The organism is Pseudohaemophilus paraphrohaemolyticus, from assembly GCF_003253115.1.
Classification (GTDB): domain Bacteria; phylum Pseudomonadota; class Gammaproteobacteria; order Enterobacterales; family Pasteurellaceae; genus Haemophilus_A; species Haemophilus_A paraphrohaemolyticus_A.
This window is the reverse complement of the sequence record NZ_QEQF01000010.1, coordinates 1-19,040: the sequence shown is the minus strand read 5'-3', so window position 1 is coordinate 19,040 and position 19,040 is coordinate 1. Positions and strand designations below refer to the sequence as shown.

21 protein-coding genes are annotated in these 19,040 nt (G+C 38.2%); 13 read left to right on the top strand and 8 right to left on the bottom strand.

What is annotated here, in order from left to right; translation table 11 throughout:
- Positions 1–59 precede the first annotated feature (59 nt).
- Positions 60–911, bottom strand: a complete 852-nt coding sequence (gene rsmI, locus DPV92_RS08725) for a 16S rRNA (cytidine(1402)-2'-O)-methyltransferase (RefSeq protein WP_111354534.1) — start codon at positions 909–911, stop codon at positions 60–62.
- Between the two features lie 79 nt (positions 912–990).
- On the opposite strand from rsmI, the gene DPV92_RS08720 reads away from it, so the two are divergent.
- The 5 genes from DPV92_RS08720 (at position 991) to DPV92_RS08700 (ending at position 6,078) form a co-directional block, all read left to right on the top strand.
- Positions 991–2,733, top strand: a complete 1,743-nt coding sequence (locus DPV92_RS08720; protein WP_111354533.1) for a penicillin-binding protein activator — start codon at positions 991–993, stop codon at positions 2,731–2,733.
- Positions 2,708–3,082 (top strand): YraN family protein, encoded by a 375-nt coding sequence (locus tag DPV92_RS08715; RefSeq protein WP_111354532.1) that lies wholly within the window; start codon positions 2,708–2,710, stop codon positions 3,080–3,082. The genes DPV92_RS08720 and DPV92_RS08715 overlap by 26 nt, the downstream gene beginning before the upstream one ends.
- 13 nt (positions 3,083–3,095) lie before the next feature.
- A complete protein-coding gene (locus tag DPV92_RS08710; protein ID WP_111354575.1) occupies positions 3,096–3,674 on the top strand; it encodes a D-sedoheptulose-7-phosphate isomerase in 579 nt (192 codons plus the stop codon).
- Positions 3,675–3,684: 10 nt separating this feature from the next.
- The gene (dolP, locus tag DPV92_RS08705) at positions 3,685–4,275 is read left to right on the top strand and encodes a division/outer membrane stress-associated lipid-binding lipoprotein (protein ID WP_111354531.1); all 591 of its coding nucleotides are present in this window, start codon (positions 3,685–3,687) and stop codon (positions 4,273–4,275) included.
- Positions 4,276–4,485: 210 nt separating this feature from the next.
- On the top strand, positions 4,486–6,078 hold the full coding sequence (locus tag DPV92_RS08700; protein WP_111354530.1) for a carbon starvation CstA family protein: 1,593 nt from the start codon (positions 4,486–4,488) through the stop codon (positions 6,076–6,078).
- Positions 6,079–6,188: 110 nt separating this feature from the next.
- On the opposite strand, the gene DPV92_RS08695 is transcribed toward DPV92_RS08700, so the two are convergent.
- The 3 genes from DPV92_RS08695 to DPV92_RS08685 form a co-directional block, all read right to left on the bottom strand.
- Entirely contained in the window at positions 6,189–7,460 is a 1,272-nt protein-coding gene (locus DPV92_RS08695; RefSeq protein ID WP_111354529.1) for an HlyC/CorC family transporter, read from the bottom strand.
- A 93-nt stretch (positions 7,461–7,553) separates the two neighbouring features.
- The gene (locus DPV92_RS08690; RefSeq protein ID WP_111354528.1) at positions 7,554–8,345 is read right to left on the bottom strand and encodes a cytochrome C assembly family protein; all 792 of its coding nucleotides are present in this window, start codon (positions 8,343–8,345) and stop codon (positions 7,554–7,556) included.
- Between the two features lie 167 nt (positions 8,346–8,512).
- Positions 8,513–9,145: a DUF4328 domain-containing protein gene (locus tag DPV92_RS08685; RefSeq protein ID WP_111354527.1), complete on the bottom strand. Its 633-nt coding sequence runs from the start codon at positions 9,143–9,145 to the stop codon at positions 8,513–8,515.
- Positions 9,146–9,300: 155 nt separating this feature from the next.
- Between DPV92_RS08685 and yceD the strand changes: the two genes are divergently transcribed.
- The 8 genes from yceD (at position 9,301) to DPV92_RS08645 (ending at position 14,352) form a co-directional block, all read left to right on the top strand.
- Positions 9,301–9,825, top strand: coding sequence for a 23S rRNA accumulation protein YceD (gene yceD / locus DPV92_RS08680; RefSeq protein WP_111354526.1), 525 nt, complete (start codon positions 9,301–9,303; stop codon positions 9,823–9,825).
- 16 nt (positions 9,826–9,841) lie between these two features.
- Positions 9,842–10,012 carry a 50S ribosomal protein L32 gene (gene rpmF, locus DPV92_RS08675; RefSeq protein WP_103853741.1) on the top strand — a complete coding sequence of 57 codons (171 nt, stop codon included), beginning with the start codon at positions 9,842–9,844 and terminating at the stop codon, positions 10,010–10,012.
- A gap of 20 nt (positions 10,013–10,032) precedes the next feature.
- Positions 10,033–11,058 (top strand): phosphate acyltransferase PlsX, encoded by a 1,026-nt coding sequence (gene plsX, locus DPV92_RS08670; RefSeq protein WP_111354525.1) that lies wholly within the window; start codon positions 10,033–10,035, stop codon positions 11,056–11,058.
- Positions 11,059–11,168: 110 nt separating this feature from the next.
- A complete protein-coding gene (locus DPV92_RS08665) occupies positions 11,169–12,119 on the top strand; it encodes a beta-ketoacyl-ACP synthase III (protein WP_111354524.1) in 951 nt (316 codons plus the stop codon).
- 149 nt (positions 12,120–12,268) lie between these two features.
- Positions 12,269–13,018, top strand: coding sequence for a tRNA (guanosine(46)-N7)-methyltransferase TrmB (gene trmB / locus DPV92_RS08660; RefSeq protein WP_111354523.1), 750 nt, complete (start codon positions 12,269–12,271; stop codon positions 13,016–13,018).
- Between the two features lie 102 nt (positions 13,019–13,120).
- A complete protein-coding gene (locus tag DPV92_RS08655) occupies positions 13,121–13,462 on the top strand; it encodes a YggL family protein (protein ID WP_111354522.1) in 342 nt (113 codons plus the stop codon).
- A 96-nt stretch (positions 13,463–13,558) separates the two neighbouring features.
- Positions 13,559–14,095, top strand: a complete 537-nt coding sequence (locus DPV92_RS08650; protein WP_005709451.1) for a YggT family protein — start codon at positions 13,559–13,561, stop codon at positions 14,093–14,095.
- Positions 14,095–14,352, top strand: coding sequence for a DUF167 family protein (locus tag DPV92_RS08645; RefSeq protein ID WP_111354521.1), 258 nt, complete (start codon positions 14,095–14,097; stop codon positions 14,350–14,352). The genes DPV92_RS08650 and DPV92_RS08645 overlap by 1 nt, the downstream gene beginning before the upstream one ends.
- A gap of 205 nt (positions 14,353–14,557) precedes the next feature.
- Here DPV92_RS08645 and rfbB read toward each other — a convergent pair whose 3' ends face one another.
- The 4 genes from rfbB to DPV92_RS08625 form a co-directional block, all read right to left on the bottom strand.
- Positions 14,558–15,577, bottom strand: coding sequence for a dTDP-glucose 4,6-dehydratase (gene rfbB, locus DPV92_RS08640; protein WP_111354520.1), 1,020 nt, complete (start codon positions 15,575–15,577; stop codon positions 14,558–14,560).
- Complete coding sequence (locus DPV92_RS08635; protein ID WP_111354519.1) at positions 15,570–17,090, bottom strand: hypothetical protein; 1,521 nt, start codon at positions 17,088–17,090, stop codon at positions 15,570–15,572. The genes rfbB and DPV92_RS08635 overlap by 8 nt, the downstream gene beginning before the upstream one ends.
- Before the next feature lie 22 nt (positions 17,091–17,112).
- On the bottom strand, positions 17,113–18,531 hold the full coding sequence (gene wbaP / locus DPV92_RS08630) for an undecaprenyl-phosphate galactose phosphotransferase WbaP (RefSeq protein WP_111354518.1): 1,419 nt from the start codon (positions 18,529–18,531) through the stop codon (positions 17,113–17,115).
- Positions 18,524–19,040, bottom strand: a 517-nt coding sequence (locus tag DPV92_RS08625) for a glycosyltransferase family 52 (protein ID WP_111354517.1), incomplete at its 5' end; no start/stop codon positions are given. The genes DPV92_RS08625 and wbaP, both read right to left, overlap by 8 nt.

Sequence of the window (19,040 nt, the reverse complement as noted above, 5' to 3'; positions counted from 1 at the left end):
GTAAAGTAGAGAAAGAAAACACCCGCTTGAGGGTAAATCTAAGCGGGTGTTTTTTTATCCTATTTTACAAAATTTTCTAAACCAAACTGATAAAGGGCATTTTTCTTATAGCTAAAGGTTTCTGCCACGATGCTTGCGGCTTTTTTCATTGGCATTTCGTTGGTTAAAAGTTGGAATAATTTTACCGCTTGTGGACTAAAACTTTCCTCTTCGGTTACGGGTTTGCCTTCCACAATCAGCACGATTTCGCCTTTAGTGCGGTTGCTGTCTTCATTCAGCCATTCGATTAAGTTACCGAGTGTATCGCCGTAAATGGTTTCCCACGTTTTAGTGAGTTCTCTTGCCATCACGATATAGCGGTCAGAGCCCCAAATTTTTTGCATATCAGAAAGTGTATCTAAAATGCGGTGGGTCGATTCGTAGAAAATCAGTGTGCGAGGCTCTTCGCTTAAGGCTTCTAATTTATCGCAACGTGATTTTGTTTTGGCGGGCAAGAACCCTTCGAAACAAAAACGATCTGAGGCGATGCCTGAACAGCTTAATGCGGCAATCGCAGCACAAGCACCGACTACAGGCACAACACGAATGCCTGCTTGTCGGCAGTGGCGAACGAGGTGAAATCCAGGGTCGCTAATAAGTGGCGTGCCTGCATCTGAAATCAGGGCGATGTTTTCGCCTTTGGTTAATTTTTCAACTAAAACGACCGCTTTCTGCTGTTCATTATGGTCGTGTAGGGCAAAAAAAGGCTTTTTGATGCCGTAGTGACTTAAAAGTAATCCGCTGTGGCGGGTGTCTTCGGCAGCGATTAAATCGACTTGTGCGAAGGTGTCTAATGCACGCTGAGTGATGTCGCCTAAATTACCAATCGGGGTGGCAACAATATATAAAATACCGTTTTGTTCGTTTTTCATTTGATTTTCAGATATTTGATAAGTAAGATTTAAAACATTACCGCATTATACTTTTTTTATGCATTTTAGGGAGAATAAAATGGCAGTAGCACTTCGACAAAAAATGAAAACCGTTTTTGTCCCAACTCTTGTGGCTCTTTTAGTGGCAGCTTGTAGTTCGCCTAACTTAGTAACGGAATCAATGAAAAATGAGGCGTATGCAAGCTCTGAGTTTTACATTAACAAAGCAGATCAAGCAAAAGAGAAAGAAGATAAGGTTTCTTATCAGCTTTTGGCAGTGCGTAAGTTGGTGGAAGAAAATAAAGCAGATGAAGCACAAGATGCGTTAAATGAGCTCACGTCATTTATGAAAGATATTCAAGAAAACCCTGTTCAAAAATTAGAATATGCGTTAGTGTCTGCTCAACTTGAGGCATTGCAAGGAAAAAATGATGAAGCCTTAAATGGTTTGAGAAATTTGCAAAATAATGCGAAAAATGAACCGCTTAGTCAGGCTCAAATGTTGCGTGTTTACCAAACACAAGCTCAAGTGGCGGAAAACCATAAAAATGTGGAAGAAATTGTGCGAGCTCGTTCGTTGATGAATAGCTATTTGTTTGACAACAAAGCTCGCCAAGAGAATAACGATATTATTTGGAATACGCTTAGAAAGGCTAATCGTGGCATTGAACAAGCCCAACCGCAAGCGGGCGAAGTGGAATTTTCAGGTTGGATTGCCTTGATTTCGCTTTACAATCAAAATGTGATGAATCCAGCACAAATGCAACAGGCGTTGAATCAATGGAAGGCACAATATCCAAATCATAGTGCGGTCAATGTGATGCCAGCTGAGTTACAAAATGTAGCAAGTTACCAACAAACGCAGCTTAATGGCGTGGCAGTGTTATTACCGTTAAGTGGTGATGCACAAATTTTGGGGCAAATGGTGCAAAAAGGCTTTAATGATGCACGCGGCAATGATGGCACAATGGTACGTTTTTACGACACCGCAGCCGCGGATGTTAATAGTCTGATTGCACAAGCGAAACAAGAAGGGGCAAGCACGATTGTTGGTCCGTTGTTGAGAGAGAATGTGGATGCGGCATTAAGTAGCTCAGAGCTTAACAATGTGAATTTATTGGCGTTAAATGCGACGCCAAATGCGAGAGCGATTCCTCAAGTTTGCTACTACGGCTTAGCGCCAGAAGCAGAAGCGAAAGCAGCTGCAGATCGTATTTATAATGAAGGTAAACGCAATGTGATTGTCTCTGTTCCGCAAGGCGATGTAGGACAACGTTCAGGCGATACTTTCGCACAACGTTGGCGTCAACTCACAGGTAACGATGCAGATGTGCGTTATTATTCTTCTGCCGAAGATGCGATTGCGTCAATTTTAAGTGCGGGTATCACGCAAGGCGGTTTGTATTTGCTAGGTTCGCCTGATGATGTGGTGTTAATTAAACAAGGTATTGACGCTTCGCCGTTAAAAGATCAACTGACGATTTATACCTCTTCACGCATCAATTCGCCAACGAATGATGCTGATTTTTATACCGCGATGGAAGGTGTGAAATTCAGTGAAATTCCGCTGTTAGCTGATTCAAATTCAGATGAATACAAAAAATCAGCGAACTTATCTGAGGGTGATTTTGCCAAAATGCGTTTATACGCAATGGGTGCGGATGCGTGGTCTTTGGCAAATAAATTCAATGAGTTAAGTAAAATCCCTGGTTATAAAGTTTCTGGCTTAACGGGCGTGTTAAGTGCAGGACAAAATTGTAATATTGAGCGCAATTTATCTTGGTTGCAATATCACAATGGCGCTGTTGAGCAAGCTCAGTAACAAGCGGTTACAAGGTTCGCTTTATGAGCAAAAAGCCCGAGCTTATTTAGAAACGCAAGGGCTGAAATTCATTGCGGCTAACCAGACTTTTAAATGTGGCGAGTTAGATTTAGTGATGGCAGATGGCGATACTGTCGTGTTTGTAGAAGTTCGCCAACGTAAATCGAACCGCTTTGGTAGCGCAGTAGAAAGCATTGATTATCGCAAGCAGCAGAAATGGCTCAATGCGGCGAATATGTGGTTATTTACCAAGCGTAAGCAGAGTTTAGACACTGCAAAATGCCGTTTTGATGTGGTTGCCTTTGAGGGAGATAATCCGCCTCTTTGGTTACCCAATTTTTTAGGATAATGCCAACATTATGATGTTAGAAAAAATCCAAAATAGCTTTACCGAAAGTATCCAACTCCAAATTGCCGCAACCGAATTATTGCCCGCAAAGTTGGAACAAGCAGCAAAACAGATGCAAGGCTGTTTGTTGCGTGGCAATAAAATTATTGTTTGCGGGCACGGGCGTTCTTACGGTAATGCGCAGTTATTGGTCAGCCATTTATTGCATCAATATGAGCTGGCTCGCCCAACGCTTTATGCGGTGCAACTAGACCTCACAGGCACGGTGGCAGGGGTGGCAGTTCAACGCGGTGAGCTTGATCTGCTCTACCAAAAACAGCTACAAGCAGTATACCGTGAAGGCGATATTTTCATTTGCTTTTCTCCCCTTGGTAATGAAGAAGCGGTCTTAAATGCGATCCATTTTGCAAAAGGCGAAGGCTTGGATATTATTGTGTTTACTAGCAATCTTAATGAGCATACGCAAGGCTTGCTGGATGAAGAAGATATTGAAATTGCTATTCCATCGATGAATGAAGCTCGTGTTATTGAAGGGCATTTGTTCTGTGTGAATTTGCTTTGCGAGTTAGTTGATCATCTACTTTTTTCTTAAGGATAGTATTATGAAAACATTAATCAAAAAGAGTATTACAACCATTTTATTTGGCGCTGGATTACTTTCGCTACAAGGCTGTATTACTACAGCTGTTGTAACTACGGCTGCGGTTGCGGGCAAAGTGGCAACGGATCCGCGCTCAACAGGCACACAAGTGGATGATGAGATTTTAGAAGAGAAAGTTGCGCATAATCTAAACAATGACGCCCAGCTAAAAACAGAAGCTCGCATCAATGTGGTTTCCTATAACGGAAAAGTGTTGTTGATAGGGCAAGTGCCGAATTATACAGCTGCTGAAACAGCAAGAAATATCGCCGCTGGCGTAGATGGCGTAAAAGAAGTTGTTAATGAAATTCGCACGGGCGAAAAGATTGGTCCTTCTCAAATTGCGATGGATAGTTGGATTACTGCGACCGTGAAATCAAAATTACTTTTGAATGCTGAAGTGAAGACTACCGAGGTTAAAACCATTACCGAAAATGGCGAGGTATTTTTGCTAGGTACGCTTTCGCATTCACAGGCTGATGCTGCAGCTGAAGTGGCTCGTAATGTACGCGGTGTTTCTAAAGTTGTGAAAGTTGTGACTTACGCGATGTAAAAATAGGGGAGCTGATGCTCCCCATTTTCTTTTCTTAACATATCCTTCCATTAAATAATCAAGTTTTGCTCGCATTTTGAATAAAAATGTGAAGTATTTCACACTTTTTATAAACTCTTTGGCAATTTAATTTACTTTTAACATACAAATAACTAAAATTATGTACTGCCAATTAGGCAGAATTTAACTTTTTTATTCTAGGATAACGTTATGTTGTGGTTTTTCTTTTGTGTAGCCATTTTGGTGCTTGGCTACTTTATTTACGGCAAAATTATCGAAAAAATCTTCGTAATTAACCCGAAACGCCAAACGCCCGCTTATCAAGTTAATGATGGTGTGGACTATATGCCAATGTCAAAAACGAAAATTTGGCTTATTCAATTATTAAATATTGCGGGAACAGGCCCAATTTTTGGCCCTATTCTTGGTGCGTTATATGGACCTGTTGCGATGCTTTGGATCGTACTTGGCTGTATTTTCGCAGGTGCAGTGCACGACTATTTCTGCGGTATGTTAAGTATCCGTCATGGCGGGGCAACAATGCCATATTTGGCGGGTAAATTCTTAGGTCGTCCTGTTAAAGTGTTCATCAACGCATTGGCACTTATCCTTCTTTTATTAGTGGGTGTGGTATTCGTAGCAAGCCCGGCACAATTGATGGGTACAATCACCATGGATGTACTTGGTGCTTCACAAGGTGCATTGCAATTAGGTGATGTAGAAGCGGTGAAACAAGGTGTAGAAGCAGGCGGTTTAACCGTTTGGGGCATGGATAAAGCAACTGTTATTGCCGTTTGGACATTTATCATCTTCGCTTATTACATCTTAGCAACCTTATTACCAATCGATAAAATCATTGGTCGGATCTATCCATTATTCGGTGCATTATTGCTCTTTATGTCAGTAGGTATGGTTTATGGTTTAGTTTCTGCACACTTCAGTGCCACTGATCCAATTGAATTCTTCCGTACTATCAATGCAGATGGCGAAGGTTTAACTTGGGCTAAATTCACTCAAAATTTCCAAGTGAAAGGTAATGTTCCAGTTTGGCCACTTTTATTCTTAACCATCTCTTGTGGTGCATTATCTGGTTTCCACGCAACGCAAACTCCGTTAATGGCACGTTGTGCAGAGAATGAAAAAGAAGGTCGCTTCATTTTCTATGGTGCAATGATTACTGAAGGTGTTATCGCATTAATCTGGTGTATGGTTGGCTTGGCATTCTATGAAAACCCACAAGCGTTACAGGATGCAATCTCTGCAGGTTCGCCATCTAAAGTAGTTTATGATAGTTCATTACACTTCTTAGGTTTCGTGGGTGGTATCTTCGCGGTACTTGGTGTGGTGGTGTTACCAATCACTTCAGGCGATACAGCATTCCGTGCAGCACGTTTACAATTAGCGGAAATCTTCAACATTGACCAACGCTCATTAGCAAAACGTTTATACATTGCAGTACCATTGTTCGTATTAGGTTACTTTGTTTCAACCATCGACTTCAGTATCTTATGGCGTTACTTCACTTGGGCAAACCAAATGACAGCGATGGTAATGTTATGGACAGCAGCGGCATACTTATACCGTTACCATAAATTCCACTGGGTGGCTTCAATCCCAGCATGGTTTATCACAACTGTATGTGCAACCTACTTATACTACAACCCAATTGGTTTCCACTTAGATTATCAATTGTCTGTATACTTAGGTTTAGCAACCACAGTTGTATGTATCGTTCTTTTCTTCACAATGCTTAAACCATTAGGTGAACGCGATGAAGAAGCTTATGTAGCTGAAACAAAATAGCTAGAAGTTGAACAATAGAAAGGGCGTGAATGTAAGTTCACGCCCTTATTGTATCTACTAAAAAGCGGTTGGATTTTTGCAATGTTTTACAAAAATTCAACCGCTTATTTTTATTCTTCAGAATCTATTAAAGGCTCAACCTTCGCTTGTTTCACCATATTATCCGCTACTTCTAATACGGTAACTTTCAGGTTATACAACTCAAATACCGTGTCTTCATCAGGAATTTTTTCTAAGTGTTCGAGGATTAAACCGTTGAAAGTGCGGACTTCATCCACAGGCAGCTGCCAGCCAAATAGCTTGTTCAAATCGCGTAAATTTGCAGAGCCTTCGATAATCACTGTACCATCGGCTTGTTGTTTGACTTCTTCTTCCAGCGTTGGAGCGGTTGAAGTGGTAAATTCGCCGACAATCTCTTCCAAAATATCTTCCAGCGTTACTAAGCCTTTAATGTCACCATATTCATCGACCACCAAGCCGATACGCTCTTTATTGGCTTTGAAGTTCATCAATTGCGTAGTCAGCGATGTGCCTTCAGGGATGAAATAAACCTCATCCACAGCACGAATCAGCATCTCTTTAGTGAATTCATTTCGTTCTAACATTAAGCGGAACGCCTCACGCACGCGGAGCATCCCAAGCACGTTTTTGTCCATATTGCCTTTGTAGATTACCACGCGGGCGTGCGCTGCCCCTGTGAGCTGACGCATAATCGCTTTCCAGTCGTCGTCAATATCAATGCCGCCAATGTCGTTGCGCGGCACCATAATGTCTTCGACTGTCACTTTTTCCATATCCAAAATGGAAACAAGCATCTCTTGGTGTTCGGTTGGAATAAATTTCCCTGCTTCAAGCACCACACCACGCAGTTCTTCTGCACTTAAGCCTTGGTTTTCATCCTTATGAATGCGGAAGAGCTTCATTAAGCCGTTGATGATTAAGTTCATCAAAAAGACTAATGGTAGGATGATTTTTTTAAGCGGAACAAGAATGTAGCTAACAAAAAAGCTGATACGTTCAGGGTAAATTGCAGCAATGGTTTTCGGCAGAATTTCAGAGAATACTAACATCACAAAGGTCAGAATCCCTGTTGCCGCTGCAACTCCCGCATCGCCTGCAATACGCATACCAATAACGGTTGCAATCGCTGAGGCAGCAATGTTTACAAGGTTATTACAGATTAAGATAAAACTTAATAAAACGTCGGTTTTTTCAAGCAGTTTGCTGGCTAAAACCGCACCTTTATGCCCTTGTTCGGCAAGATGTTTCATTTTGTAGCGGTTAAGTGACATTAGCCCTGTTTCAGAGCCAGAGAAGAATGCCGAGAGGGCTAAAAGAATGGCAAGCGTGATAAAAAGCGTACTCAGGGGGATACTGTCCAAAATAAATTTCCTATGTTTGTAAATATTCAAGCGGTTGAATTTTGTTAGTATTTTGCAAAAAAACAAAATAAATTCAACCGCTTACCGTTCTGGTTATTTCACCAGATGGCTACCAAAATAGCCGATTGTGAGTAATATCATACCCGAAATAGAGTAAATAAGCACCCGATTTCCACGCCAGCGGAATTTCCATTGCCCGAGTAGTTGCACGGCATAGACAATCCAAGCTAATGAAGAGAAGATAGCTTTGTGCACTTGTTCAGGGGCAAAGAAGTTGTGCAGATAGATCATGCCTGTCACCAAGGCAACCGTGAGCATTGCTTGTGCCGCAAGGGTGAGAGTGAAAAAGTGGCGTTCAACCGTCATCAATGGTGGTAGCATGGCACAGAAAAAGAGTTTTTTGCTTTTGAGTTTACGATCGAGCCATTTAAGTTGTAAGGCGTAAATCAACGCTAAGAAAAAGAGGGCATAAGAGAACAGAGCGATACCAAGATGGAAAATTAAGCCTGCATTCTCGGAAATATTTTTGGTGAAATTTCCTGTTGCAACTAGGCTTACTGTCACACTACAGATCCCGAAAGTGTAAACAATCATCAACGGAAACCAGATGGTTCGCCATTTGAGCAATGTAAAGGTTGCAAAAGCACTTAATAATAGGCTCATCAATGCATTTACATTGGCAAGCGTAAAATTTTGACCTTCACTTAAAAACAGCTCTTGCGAGGTGCTAATAAAGTGGCAAGCAACGGCAAGCAAGCCAATAGAAAAAACGGCTTTGATGTTCGGTTTTTTATCACTATTTTGGTTTTCAATGTTTGCCAATGTAGGAGTAATCCAGAGCAACGCTGCCGTGTAAGCGATAATGGCAAAGATGGAAAAAATCATAAAATGTTCTCTAATTAAGAATCGTTGTCAAATAATGCTTAAGGTAGCAGTTTTTTTGGATCTTTTCTATCTTTGAATGAAATAAGCGGTTATTTTCAGTTAATTTTTTGCAAATTGTTTTGAGAAAATAACCGCTTGAAAGAGATTGATTAGGCTTTTTCTGATTCTTAGACGGTATCTTGATAATCTAATTGCATACGATTAACGTGTTTTACAACAGATAGAAAAGTAATCGTTGCACCAATACTCATAAGACCTGAAAAAGCAGAAAGGCTAGTTAAAAAGCTGAGTTCCCCAAGCGTTGGATTTTCCAATCGCAAAGAAAGTCTGAAATAAGCATTATCTACAATTGTTGAAACAATCCATAACCCCCACCACACTTTTAATAATATAGGCGAAGAGGGTAATGACCAATTTTTAGGATTTTGGCTTGCAAACCATGTTTCTTTCATTGTTTGGTAAGGTTTTACTAAATTCATAAGTGGAACAAAATACCACCAAATACAGCTGGCATCACTAAATTTTAAGTTCTTAGCACCCCAAACACGTAATCTCTTATGGCTACGATATAACCAAATCCCTGCATTGATAAAAACTGTAATGAGAAGAATGAAAAGGATAATATTAAATACGGCTGTGTATCTGTCAAAAGCATCGATGTACTCAGAGATAACCCCATTTTCAATATCATGAATAAATTTTAATGCGATAAGGTCATTCGTAAAACTAATGACAAGAAAGATTAAATACGCACTTAATAAGCTAACTAGGAAAGTAGTATTGTTTTTTATAACTTGCATAAATTGCCTTGTTTGAAAAGAAAATGAACAGCAGAATTATAACGAATTCGACATTGTTTAGAAATAAAGCTTAACGAGTAACGTAAGAGAATTTTATTAAAAAAGCCGATTTTCCTTTTGACTATTTGACGTTCTATCTGTAATATATTGACTCTATGCAAAAGGTAAAACTACCCCTAACAATTGACCCATATAAAGACGCTCAGCGTCGAATGGATTATGAAGGATACTTTCCGAAGAACCTTTTAAGCCGTTTGGGTGAATCTGTTGGTCAAGTGCTAAGCGATGCACAAGTTACTCTCTCGTTATATGTTGATCCGCAAAAACTCGTGGTGATTAAAGGCACGGCGACAATTGATGTGGAGCTTGACTGCCAACGTTGTGGTAACCCATTTACGCAAACGCTCGACTGCACATTTTGTTTCAGTCCAGTGTCAAATATGAATCAGGCGGACGATTTGCCCGAAATTTATGAACCAATTGAAACCAATGAGTTTGGTGAAGTAAATTTACTAGATATGATTGAAGATGAGTTTATCATTGAATTGCCTCTAGTCCCGATGCATGATGCTGCACACTGTGAAGTGTCCACGCAGGAACAGGTTTTTGGCGAATTGCCTGAAGAACTGGCGAAAAAACCGAACCCGTTCGCTGTATTAGCTAATTTAAAAAAGAACTAACTTAGGAGTATAGCCAATGGCTGTTCAACAAAATAAAAAATCTCGTTCACGTCGTGATATGCGTCGTTCACACGATGCATTAACAACTGCTGCAGTATCAGTAGATAAAGCAACGGGTGAAACTCACTTACGTCACCACGTTACTGCTGACGGTTACTACCGTGGTCGTAAAGTAATCAACAAGTAATTCCTTTTTAGAGGTTTAACTTGAATCATCTAACTCTTGCGTTAGATGTCATGGGCGGGGACTTTGGTCCCCGTATTACTATGCCCGCCATACAAAAAGCATTGGAGTCTAATCCAAGGCTTACTTTTCTTCTATTTGGTGATCAGCAACAGGTTGATCCAATTCTGAAAGTGTTTCCTGAAACTCTGCAATCTCGTATTCAATTTCAGCATACAGACAAAACCATTGATTCTGAAGTCCCTTTTTCAGTGGCGATGCGTCAAAGCAAAAACAGTTCTATGCGTTTAGCTATTGAAGCGGTTGCTAATGGGCAAGCGGAAGGCTGTGTAAGTGGTGGTAATACAGGTGCTCTACTTGGTTTGGCAAAATTATTGATTGCTCCTCTGCCAAATATTGATCGTCCAGCACTCACTTCGCTTATTCCAACGATGAATGGTAAATCTACCGTGATGCTTGATTTAGGGGCGAATGTCGAGGTTAATCAAAAGCAACTTTTGCAATTTGCTGAAATGGGCAATATTTTTGCGCAAACTATTTTGGGCTTGGTTTATCCTCGTCTTGCTTTGCTGAACATTGGTACGGAAGAGAGTAAAGGCACGCAAGTATTGCGTGATGTAAACAAAATTCTGCACAGACGTTATGACATCAACTATCGTGGATTTATTGAGAGTGATAAGCTGATGAATTATTTGGCGGATGTGATTGTTTGCGATGGTTTTAGCGGCAATATGGCGTTGAAAGCATTGGAAGGTGCCGCGAAAAATATTATCTCTTTGCATAAAGAAAAAGAGGGTTCGCCTCTCTGTTCGTTGGTCAAAAATTTCTTTATGAAGGCGTTTTTGTATCGTTACTATCGCAAGTTGCAAGAAATCAATCCAGATAGACACAACGGGGCGACTTTGCTTGGCTTATCAAAAGTAGTGGTAAAAAGTCATGGTGGAGCGAGTGCTAATGCTTTTTTCTATGCGATTGAGTATGCCGTTCAGCAGATTGAGCACAAAATCCCAGAGCGTATTCAGCAAAAATTGGTGAGTTTAGCTCACTGATTTGTAAAACTTTCCCTAAAATCGCCCGCTTGTTTTCCTATAAATTTTGGCTATTTCAGGCTATAATAGTCAAATTTCCCATAATTAAAAAATATCGTTGAGAACAAAATATGAACAGCAAAATTTTAGCGACAGGGAGTTATTTACCTAAGCAAGTTCGAACTAATGCTGATTTAGAAAAGATGGTGGACACTTCAGATGAGTGGATTGTCTCCCGTTCAGGTATGAAAGAACGCCGTATCGCCACCGCAGATGAAACCGTTGCGACAATGGGCTTTGAAGCGGCGAAAAAATGTTTAGAACAAGTAAATTTAGATCCGCAAGAAATTGATTTAATTGTAGTGGGAACAACCAGCAATTCACACGCATATCCAAGTGCCGCTTGCCAAATCCAAGGCTTGCTTGGCATTGACGATGCGATTTCATTTGATGTCGCAGCCGCTTGCACAGGTTTTGTGTATGCATTAAGCGTCGCCGATCAATTCGTCCGCACAGGTAAAGTGAAAAAGGCGTTAGTGGTGGGAGCCGACCTCAACTCTCGCAAATTAGACGAAACCGACCGCAGCACAGTGGTGCTTTTCGGTGATGGTGCAGGTGCAGTGATTTTAGAAGCAAGCGAAGAACAAGGCATTATCTCGACCCATTTACATGCTTCAGCTGACACTAAAGAATCGCTCGTCTTACCAAACGCAGAGAGAACCGAGCCAAAATCGGGCTTTATCTCAATGCAAGGCAATGCAACTTTTAAATTGGCAGTTCGCGAGCTTTCGAATGTGGTCGAAGAAACTTTACGCGAAAATAATTTAGATAAAAGCGACTTAGATTGGCTCGTGCCTCACCAAGCGAATTTACGCATTATCACTGCAACTGCAGAAAAATTAGAGATGTCGTTAGATCAAGTGGTGGTCACAGTAGATCGCTACGGTAATACTAGTGCTGCGACTATTCCTGTGGCATTAGATGAAGCTGTGCGTGATGGGCGTATTCAACGTGGTCAACTATTGTTGCTTGAAGCTTTCGGTGGTGGCTGGACTTGGGGTTCAGCGTTAGTGCGGTTTTAATAATTTTTGTAGGGGTGAATAAAGTTCACGCATGTGAGCGGTTGATTTTCTGATTATTTTCGTAAAATGTACGTGAATTTTTAATCCACACACCCTACACTAAAATACCAAAAGTACTGAATTTTCAGTGCTTTTTTATTGAGAGAAAAATGTCAGAAAAAATTACCTTTGCAGATAAAAAGCGTAAAACCGTTGAGCAAGCGGAATTTACCGAAGATGGTCGTTACCTACGCAAAGTACGTAGTTTCGTATTGCGAACAGGGCGTTTGAGTGATTATCAACGCGATATGATGAACAATAACTGGGCAAATCTCGGCTTAGATTATCAAAATACCCCGTTCGATTTCCAAGCTATTTTTGGCAACAATAACCCTGTTATTCTGGAAATCGGCTTCGGAATGGGGCGTTCATTAGTTGAAATGGCAGAACAGAATCCAAATCGTAACTACATTGGGGTCGAAGTTCACACACCAGGTGTGGGGGCTTGTATTGCCTATGCGTTAGAAAAAGGCGTGAAAAACTTGCGTGTAATTTGCCACGATGCTACCGAAATTTTGCGTGATAGTATTGCCGATGGCACACTTGGCGGCTTGCAACTTTATTTCCCTGATCCGTGGCAGAAAGCAAAACATCACAAACGCCGTATTGTGCAACCAGAGTTTATTACTCGCGTATTAACCAAACTTCGCTTGAATGGTTTTATTCATTTTGCAACGGACTGGGAAAACTACGCAGAACATATGCTTGAAGTCTTACGCCAATTTGAAAATGAATTAGGGAACACTTCGGCAACGAATGATTTTATTCCTCGCCCTGATTTCCGCCCGCTAACTAAATTTGAAGAGCGCGGACATCGCCTCGGTCACGGTGTTTGGGATTTATATTTCCTCAAAAAATAATAAACAAACGGTGAAAAAGGCTTGAAAAATAGCAAAATGTAACCATCTTTTGCCCATTCAAGTTTCACTAATTTCAAACGAATACACCATAAGGAGAAAAATATGGCTATTCAACGTAACGCACGTCAGCGTAAAAAAATGCACTTAGCAGAATTCCAAGAATTGGGCTTTTTAGTAAAATTTAACTTTGCGGAAGGCACTGGCATCGACCAAATTGATGCAACAGTTGATCGTTTTATCGATGAAGTGATTAAAGCAAATGGTCTTGCTTATGAAGGCAACGGCTACCTCGTTTGGGAAGGTTTAGTGTGCTTAGAAAAAATTGGTAAATGTGATGAATCACACCGCCAATTAGTAAAAACTTGGTTAGAAAATAATGGCTTACAAAATGTACAAGTAAGCGAATTATTCGATATTTGGTGGGATTTCCCAGCAGAAGCTTAATTAAGCATTTTCATCTCAAGCGGTCAATTTTTGCAAAAGTTTTACAGAAATTGACCGCTTACTTATATCAAAAACTAAAAAATAAAAGGAAATAAAATGGAAATAATCGGTTCAATTTTGTCGGTCATTATCGGCTTTTTCACCTTTATTTTAATTCTGCGCTCCTGGCTAGAATTTTGCCGAGTCGATCCTCGAATGCCACTTTCACAATCATTATTGAGAATGAGTGAACCCGTGCTTGCTCCAATCAAAAAAGTCATCCCAACCCGCAAAGGCATTAACTTCGCAGCAATTTTATTGGCGGTAGTATTACTGATGGCGGAAAAATGGATTGTTTTCGGTTTATCTGTTCCGCTTGCTGTATTAGCGGGTGTATTAGGCGTGGTTAAAACCTTCGGGCAAATTCTTTTCTTTACCACCTTGATCCGAGCGTTAATGAGCTGGGTAACTCAAGGCAACCATCCGCTTGATTATATGGTGGCACAAATCACTGAGCCTGTCTTAGGTATTATCCGCCGTATCTTACCTCGCACGGGAATGTTAGATTTCTCTGTAATGGTTCTTGGCTTTGTGTTAATTTTGCTTAACAACGTATTCTATAAGATCTTCAGCGTATTGTGGGCAATTGCGTAATGCGAGCCGTCGAAAAAGTAGAAAATCCTGATGGCATTCGGTTGCGCATTTTCCTGCAACCGAAAGCCAGCCGAGATCAAATTGTTGGCTTACACGATGGAGAGTTAAAAATCGCGATTACTGCCCCTCCTGTGGATGGAGCGGAAAATGCTCATCTGCTTAAATATCTCAGCAAATTGTTTAAAGTCCCGAAGAGTAGCATCGTACTAGAAAAAGGTGAGTTGCAACGGCATAAGCAGATTTTTGTACCAAGCTAGAAGCTGATGCCTAAGGAGGTTTAGGGATATTTTCTGTAGAAATAATGAAGCATCTTCAATAGTATTATTATTCTATTGATTTCTTTCTAATTTTTCTAGCCTTTCTTTATATTGTGTTTTAAAACAATTAGTATCATTGTATTCATCTTTTAACAAATAAATAGAAAATGTTTGTTGTGTCATACTATTTTCTTCCTATAAAGATTTAAGAAATTTTAATATATTGGTTTATATACCACTCTACGGTTTTTCTTAGTCCTGACTCAAAACTTTCTTGAGGTTGCCAACCGAGTTCATTCTGAATTTTAGTCGAATCAATCGCATAACGCACATCATGTCCAGGACGATCTTTCACATAAGTGATTAAATCTTCGTATTTCGCTATGTTTTCAGGTTTCTTTGGCACGAGCTCTTCCAATAAGCTGCAAATAGCACGAATGATCTCAATATTTGCCTTTTCACAATTTCCGCCAATATTGTATGTCTCCCCCTCTTTGCCTTCTTTCATTACCTTATATAGAGCCTTAGCATGATCTTCCACAAATAACCAATCTCGAATTTGTAAACCGTTTCCATATACCGGCAAAGATTTACCTTTTAATGCATTTAAAGTCATTAATGGAATCAATTTTTCAGGATATTGATAAAAACCGTAATTATTTGAACTATGAGTAATAATAGTTGGTAAACTATAAGTGCGATGCCAGGCTTTCACTAAATGATCGCTAGAGGCTTTAGAAGCTGAATAAGGGCTACTTGGTGCATAAGGTGTGGTTTCGGTAAATAAATCGTCCGAGCCTTCTAAATCACCATAGACTTCATCGGTTGAGATATGTAAAAAACGGAATGCTGCTTTTTTTTCGGCATTCAATTCATTCCAATATGTTAGAGCCGCTTCTAATAAAGTATAAGTGCCAATGATATTCGTTTGAATAAATGCCTCCGCCCCTTTAATCGAACGATCCACGTGGCTTTCTGCGGCTAAATGCATAACGCCATCCGGTTGGTATTGTTCAAATATTCGTGCGAACGCTTTCGCATCGCAAATATCCACTTGTTCAAATACATAACGTGAATTATGTTCAATCGATTGCAGAGATAACAAATTTGCTGCATAGGTCAGTTTATCCACATTGATGATGCTGTCTTGTGTATTTTCAATAATATATCGAATAACGGCGGAGCCGATAAAGCCGGCTCCGCCTGTTACAAGAATTTTAATCATTAGTTTCTCCTGACGCTTGAAGTGTATTTATAATAAAATCAATCCACAAGCTATCATCTTTTTTCCGTGTTTCTCCATCCACTGCAACAGGTATAATATTAGATATATTTTTATCAATTCTTAGGTTACCTATTGCTGTTTGTTTAATTTTTCTTTCTGAATCAATACCAACAATGAATATTTTTTTATTATGTTCTTCAATTAATGAGCGGAATAACCCATTAATATGTCCATCATCACTATTAAATCTAAATCCTACAACTATAATTGCATCAGATTCTTTAAATGAGTCGAATAGATTAACATACCGTCTAGACATTTCTACCGAAGTTAAAGGTTTTAAGCCACTTTGAGTAAGAATAAAAGGAAAGTGAAGTTGTTCTAAGTCATCAGGCTTATCAATAAATTGAACGATATTATTTTTATATGGATTATAAAAATCACTTACGCTTCCATTCAAATAAGTAATTTTCTCAGATAAACTAGGCTGAATAAGAGAAAGAAGACTATTATAATTAGAAGTTCCAATAGCGATTACATTATCTTTACATGTATCTAAATCATTATAATATCCATCTTTTCCATCTATATTCGCAGGAACTTTCTTCTTTATATAATCTCTAGCAATTTCAAGAAAAATAGCCATTTTCGTAAATTTTGCCCATTCTGTTTTAGGAGCAAATAAATACCTAAAATGCTCATCGATTAGTTTTTGGTAATCCAAAACATCAATAAAAATTAATTCTAATGATTTTTTAGCTAAAGCTGTTAATATACAATGAAGCTCTGCATTTTCATCTATCTCAAATTCTTTTTTGTGATTTAATAATAGATCTAGAGCTACAGCACCAACTTGATTGAATTCCAATCTAAACATACCAAATATATCATCAAAAATAGGTAAATTATCGGGGGAATTAGTAAATAACTCCTCATTAAGTTGTTTTACTAATTCATGTCCATGAGCCCCTACTAATAATTGTAGAAAAGCTGTTGCATACTGTCTTAAATCATCGCAATCTTTATTATTTTTTATTACCTCTAAAATCCCAGAATAATATATTGAATCAAACAAAGTTACACTATTTGATAATATAGGATTCAGCTTTATATTATGGGTATATAAAACATCTCCGATATTATTATTAGTTAATTCATAATATTTAGACTCTATTATAGTTTTATCTATATCTAAAGACTTAATGGCTTGTTCGAATAAAGAATCAAAGTTATTTAATCGACTAATAATTTTATCTCTTTTATATTGAATGGAAGATTCAATAATAGTACCAAATTCGTTTTTACCAAAAGCATATATTGGTTTATTAACATATTCATCAGGCAACCATTTTGCGGCATATATAGATTTACTATTTATTTTACTTAATTCTTTTCGTAAGTTATCCTTATATTGCGTTGTATCTTGTCTAAATAAATCGATGGCAAAGCTACCACCACTGGGTAGCCCATAGCTAATTTCAGCCCCAGCACCAAAAAATAACCCTAATTTCATAGCACACCTCCCAATTTACAATCTAATAAGCGCCATCACGATTTAAAACCACATTTACAGTTTTAAATAAAATTGCAATATCATTCCAAAGTGACCAATTTTTTACATACCAAGAATCAAAATAAACGCGAGTATTATAATCGACATTATTACGTCCGCTGACTTGCCAAAGCCCTGTCATACCAGGTTTTGCCATTAAGTAATAATCTACGTTTTCTTCATAACGCTCTAGCTCATCAATTACAATTGGACGAGGCCCAACTAAACTCATTTCGCCTTTTAAAACATTAAATAATTGAGGTAATTCATCTAAACTTGTTTTGCGAATAAAAGCACCGATTTTAGTAATGCGAGGATCATCCTTTAATTTAAAATCTTTTTCCCATTCAGCTCTTGCTTCAGGATCTGTTCTTAGCAATTCATCTAGCACTTCTTTAGAGTTCACAACCATTGATCTAAATTTCAAACAGTTAAATATTTTTCCATTACGACCAATTCTAGGATGCCTATAAATAGCATTACCACCATCTTTTTTTACTGTAAAATACAGATAAAGCAACACTGGAAAAAGTATAATAATAATAGCTAAGGAGCCAACAATATCCATGGTTCGTTTCAAAATACGAGAAGATAGTTTAGCCAGATTATTATTCATTCGTAATAACATCATTTCATGGCTAAACATAAAAGACATATCCGTACTATATAAAGGTAAACCTCTCAATGTAGGAATAACAGAAACAGAACGATATCCATTTGTGGAAAAATAACGTAACCAATTATTCCTATCTACTTCTTCATTATCTTCAAGAGCAATAATAAATTGATCTGACTTCTTCATTCTTGATTTCCAAGAATTAGTATTATCTAAAATAGGAATATCCAGTGATACCACATTGACGTTAGTAGTATTTGATACAGAAATAAAACATATTACCTTTAAACCTAAATAAGGTTCATCTTTCAAGGCATTATATACATCAAAAGCATTATCTCCAGCACCAATTATGACGGTATTCCTAACAAACCAACTAAGCTTTATTAACAAATGCTTTACAAATACTCTTGCAAAAGGGAAAATTAGAAAAGTGATTCCCCAAGTAAGAAACCATAAATATCTAGAGAAATATAATTTAGAAAATGCAACAATTGCAAGTTCAAAAACCGCAAAGATAAGAAGTGTTCTAAAAATCTCTTTTAACTCAAACCAAAAAGGTTTTCTATAAGTATAATGTCTTAGCCTAATAGCAAACCATCCAACACAAAGAAAACCTAAAAGCATATGAATGTAATATCTATCATCTATTTCGTAAATAGGTAAATATTGATCATACCCATGATGATAATAGGATATTATTAGTAAAGATAATGAAAAAGAAGCATTAAATATAATAAAATCTAATAAAGCTAAAATAAATTTAGACAAAAATAACTTATTCATATTCTATCCTTCCAAATCTTGATAATAATTTAGGGTGTATTTTTGTACCATAAAAAATAATATTTTCTTTTGAGTATACATATACAGCTGTGGAGAAAATTGTTACCACTTTTTCAAATCTTATACCTAATACATCTAAAATTTCAGATGGGTAATTTTCACTAAAAACCTCAATATTAGGGAAATAATCTCGATAGTTTGTAGTTTCTCTTGGGTGTGTTTTAATTACAAGTTTCTCTTGATCATAATTTCCAATGATAGTTTTATAAAGAGCGATTTTCTCTTCTTCAGTTAAAACATTATCTTCTGAAAGTGGCTGTGTGAATAAAACGATACTTTTATGCTTTAAATTTTCTAATTTATTTTTATCTATACCGAGTAAAAATAAAATTTCATCTTGTTCTTCTTTTGTTTTATTTTGCCAAAGTTGATGAATATTAATTAATTCAACTTTTTCTTTAATACAATCAGGAATATTATCACTTCTTGTTAAATAAATTCTCTTAACA

What these genes read in the sequence shown, in the direction of transcription:
- DPV92_RS08710 (WP_111354575.1), top strand. Translation starts at nt 3,096, where the DNA reads ATGTTAGAAAAAATCCAAAATAGCTTTACCGAAAGTATCCAACTCCAA.
- trmB (WP_111354523.1), top strand. Translation starts at nt 12,269, where the DNA reads ATGTCAGAAAAAATTACCTTTGCAGATAAAAAGCGTAAAACCGTTGAG.
- dolP (WP_111354531.1), top strand. Translation starts at nt 3,685, where the DNA reads ATGAAAACATTAATCAAAAAGAGTATTACAACCATTTTATTTGGCGCT.
- DPV92_RS08655 (WP_111354522.1), top strand. Translation starts at nt 13,121, where the DNA reads ATGGCTATTCAACGTAACGCACGTCAGCGTAAAAAAATGCACTTAGCA.
- DPV92_RS08650 (WP_005709451.1), top strand. Translation starts at nt 13,559, where the DNA reads ATGGAAATAATCGGTTCAATTTTGTCGGTCATTATCGGCTTTTTCACC.
- DPV92_RS08635 (WP_111354519.1), bottom strand. Translation starts at nt 17,090, where the DNA reads ATGAAATTAGGGTTATTTTTTGGTGCTGGGGCTGAAATTAGCTATGGG.
- DPV92_RS08715 (WP_111354532.1), top strand. Translation starts at nt 2,708, where the DNA reads ATGGCGCTGTTGAGCAAGCTCAGTAACAAGCGGTTACAAGGTTCGCTT.
- rsmI (WP_111354534.1), bottom strand. Translation starts at nt 911, where the DNA reads ATGAAAAACGAACAAAACGGTATTTTATATATTGTTGCCACCCCGATT.
- DPV92_RS08645 (WP_111354521.1), top strand. Translation starts at nt 14,095, where the DNA reads ATGCGAGCCGTCGAAAAAGTAGAAAATCCTGATGGCATTCGGTTGCGC.
- DPV92_RS08720 (WP_111354533.1), top strand. Translation starts at nt 991, where the DNA reads ATGGCAGTAGCACTTCGACAAAAAATGAAAACCGTTTTTGTCCCAACT.
- DPV92_RS08685 (WP_111354527.1), bottom strand. Translation starts at nt 9,145, where the DNA reads ATGCAAGTTATAAAAAACAATACTACTTTCCTAGTTAGCTTATTAAGT.
- DPV92_RS08700 (WP_111354530.1), top strand. Translation starts at nt 4,486, where the DNA reads ATGTTGTGGTTTTTCTTTTGTGTAGCCATTTTGGTGCTTGGCTACTTT.
- rpmF (WP_103853741.1), top strand. Translation starts at nt 9,842, where the DNA reads ATGGCTGTTCAACAAAATAAAAAATCTCGTTCACGTCGTGATATGCGT.
- DPV92_RS08690 (WP_111354528.1), bottom strand. Translation starts at nt 8,345, where the DNA reads ATGATTTTTTCCATCTTTGCCATTATCGCTTACACGGCAGCGTTGCTC.
- DPV92_RS08665 (WP_111354524.1), top strand. Translation starts at nt 11,169, where the DNA reads ATGAACAGCAAAATTTTAGCGACAGGGAGTTATTTACCTAAGCAAGTT.
- rfbB (WP_111354520.1), bottom strand. Translation starts at nt 15,577, where the DNA reads ATGATTAAAATTCTTGTAACAGGCGGAGCCGGCTTTATCGGCTCCGCC.
- yceD (WP_111354526.1), top strand. Translation starts at nt 9,301, where the DNA reads ATGCAAAAGGTAAAACTACCCCTAACAATTGACCCATATAAAGACGCT.
- wbaP (WP_111354518.1), bottom strand. Translation starts at nt 18,531, where the DNA reads ATGAATAAGTTATTTTTGTCTAAATTTATTTTAGCTTTATTAGATTTT.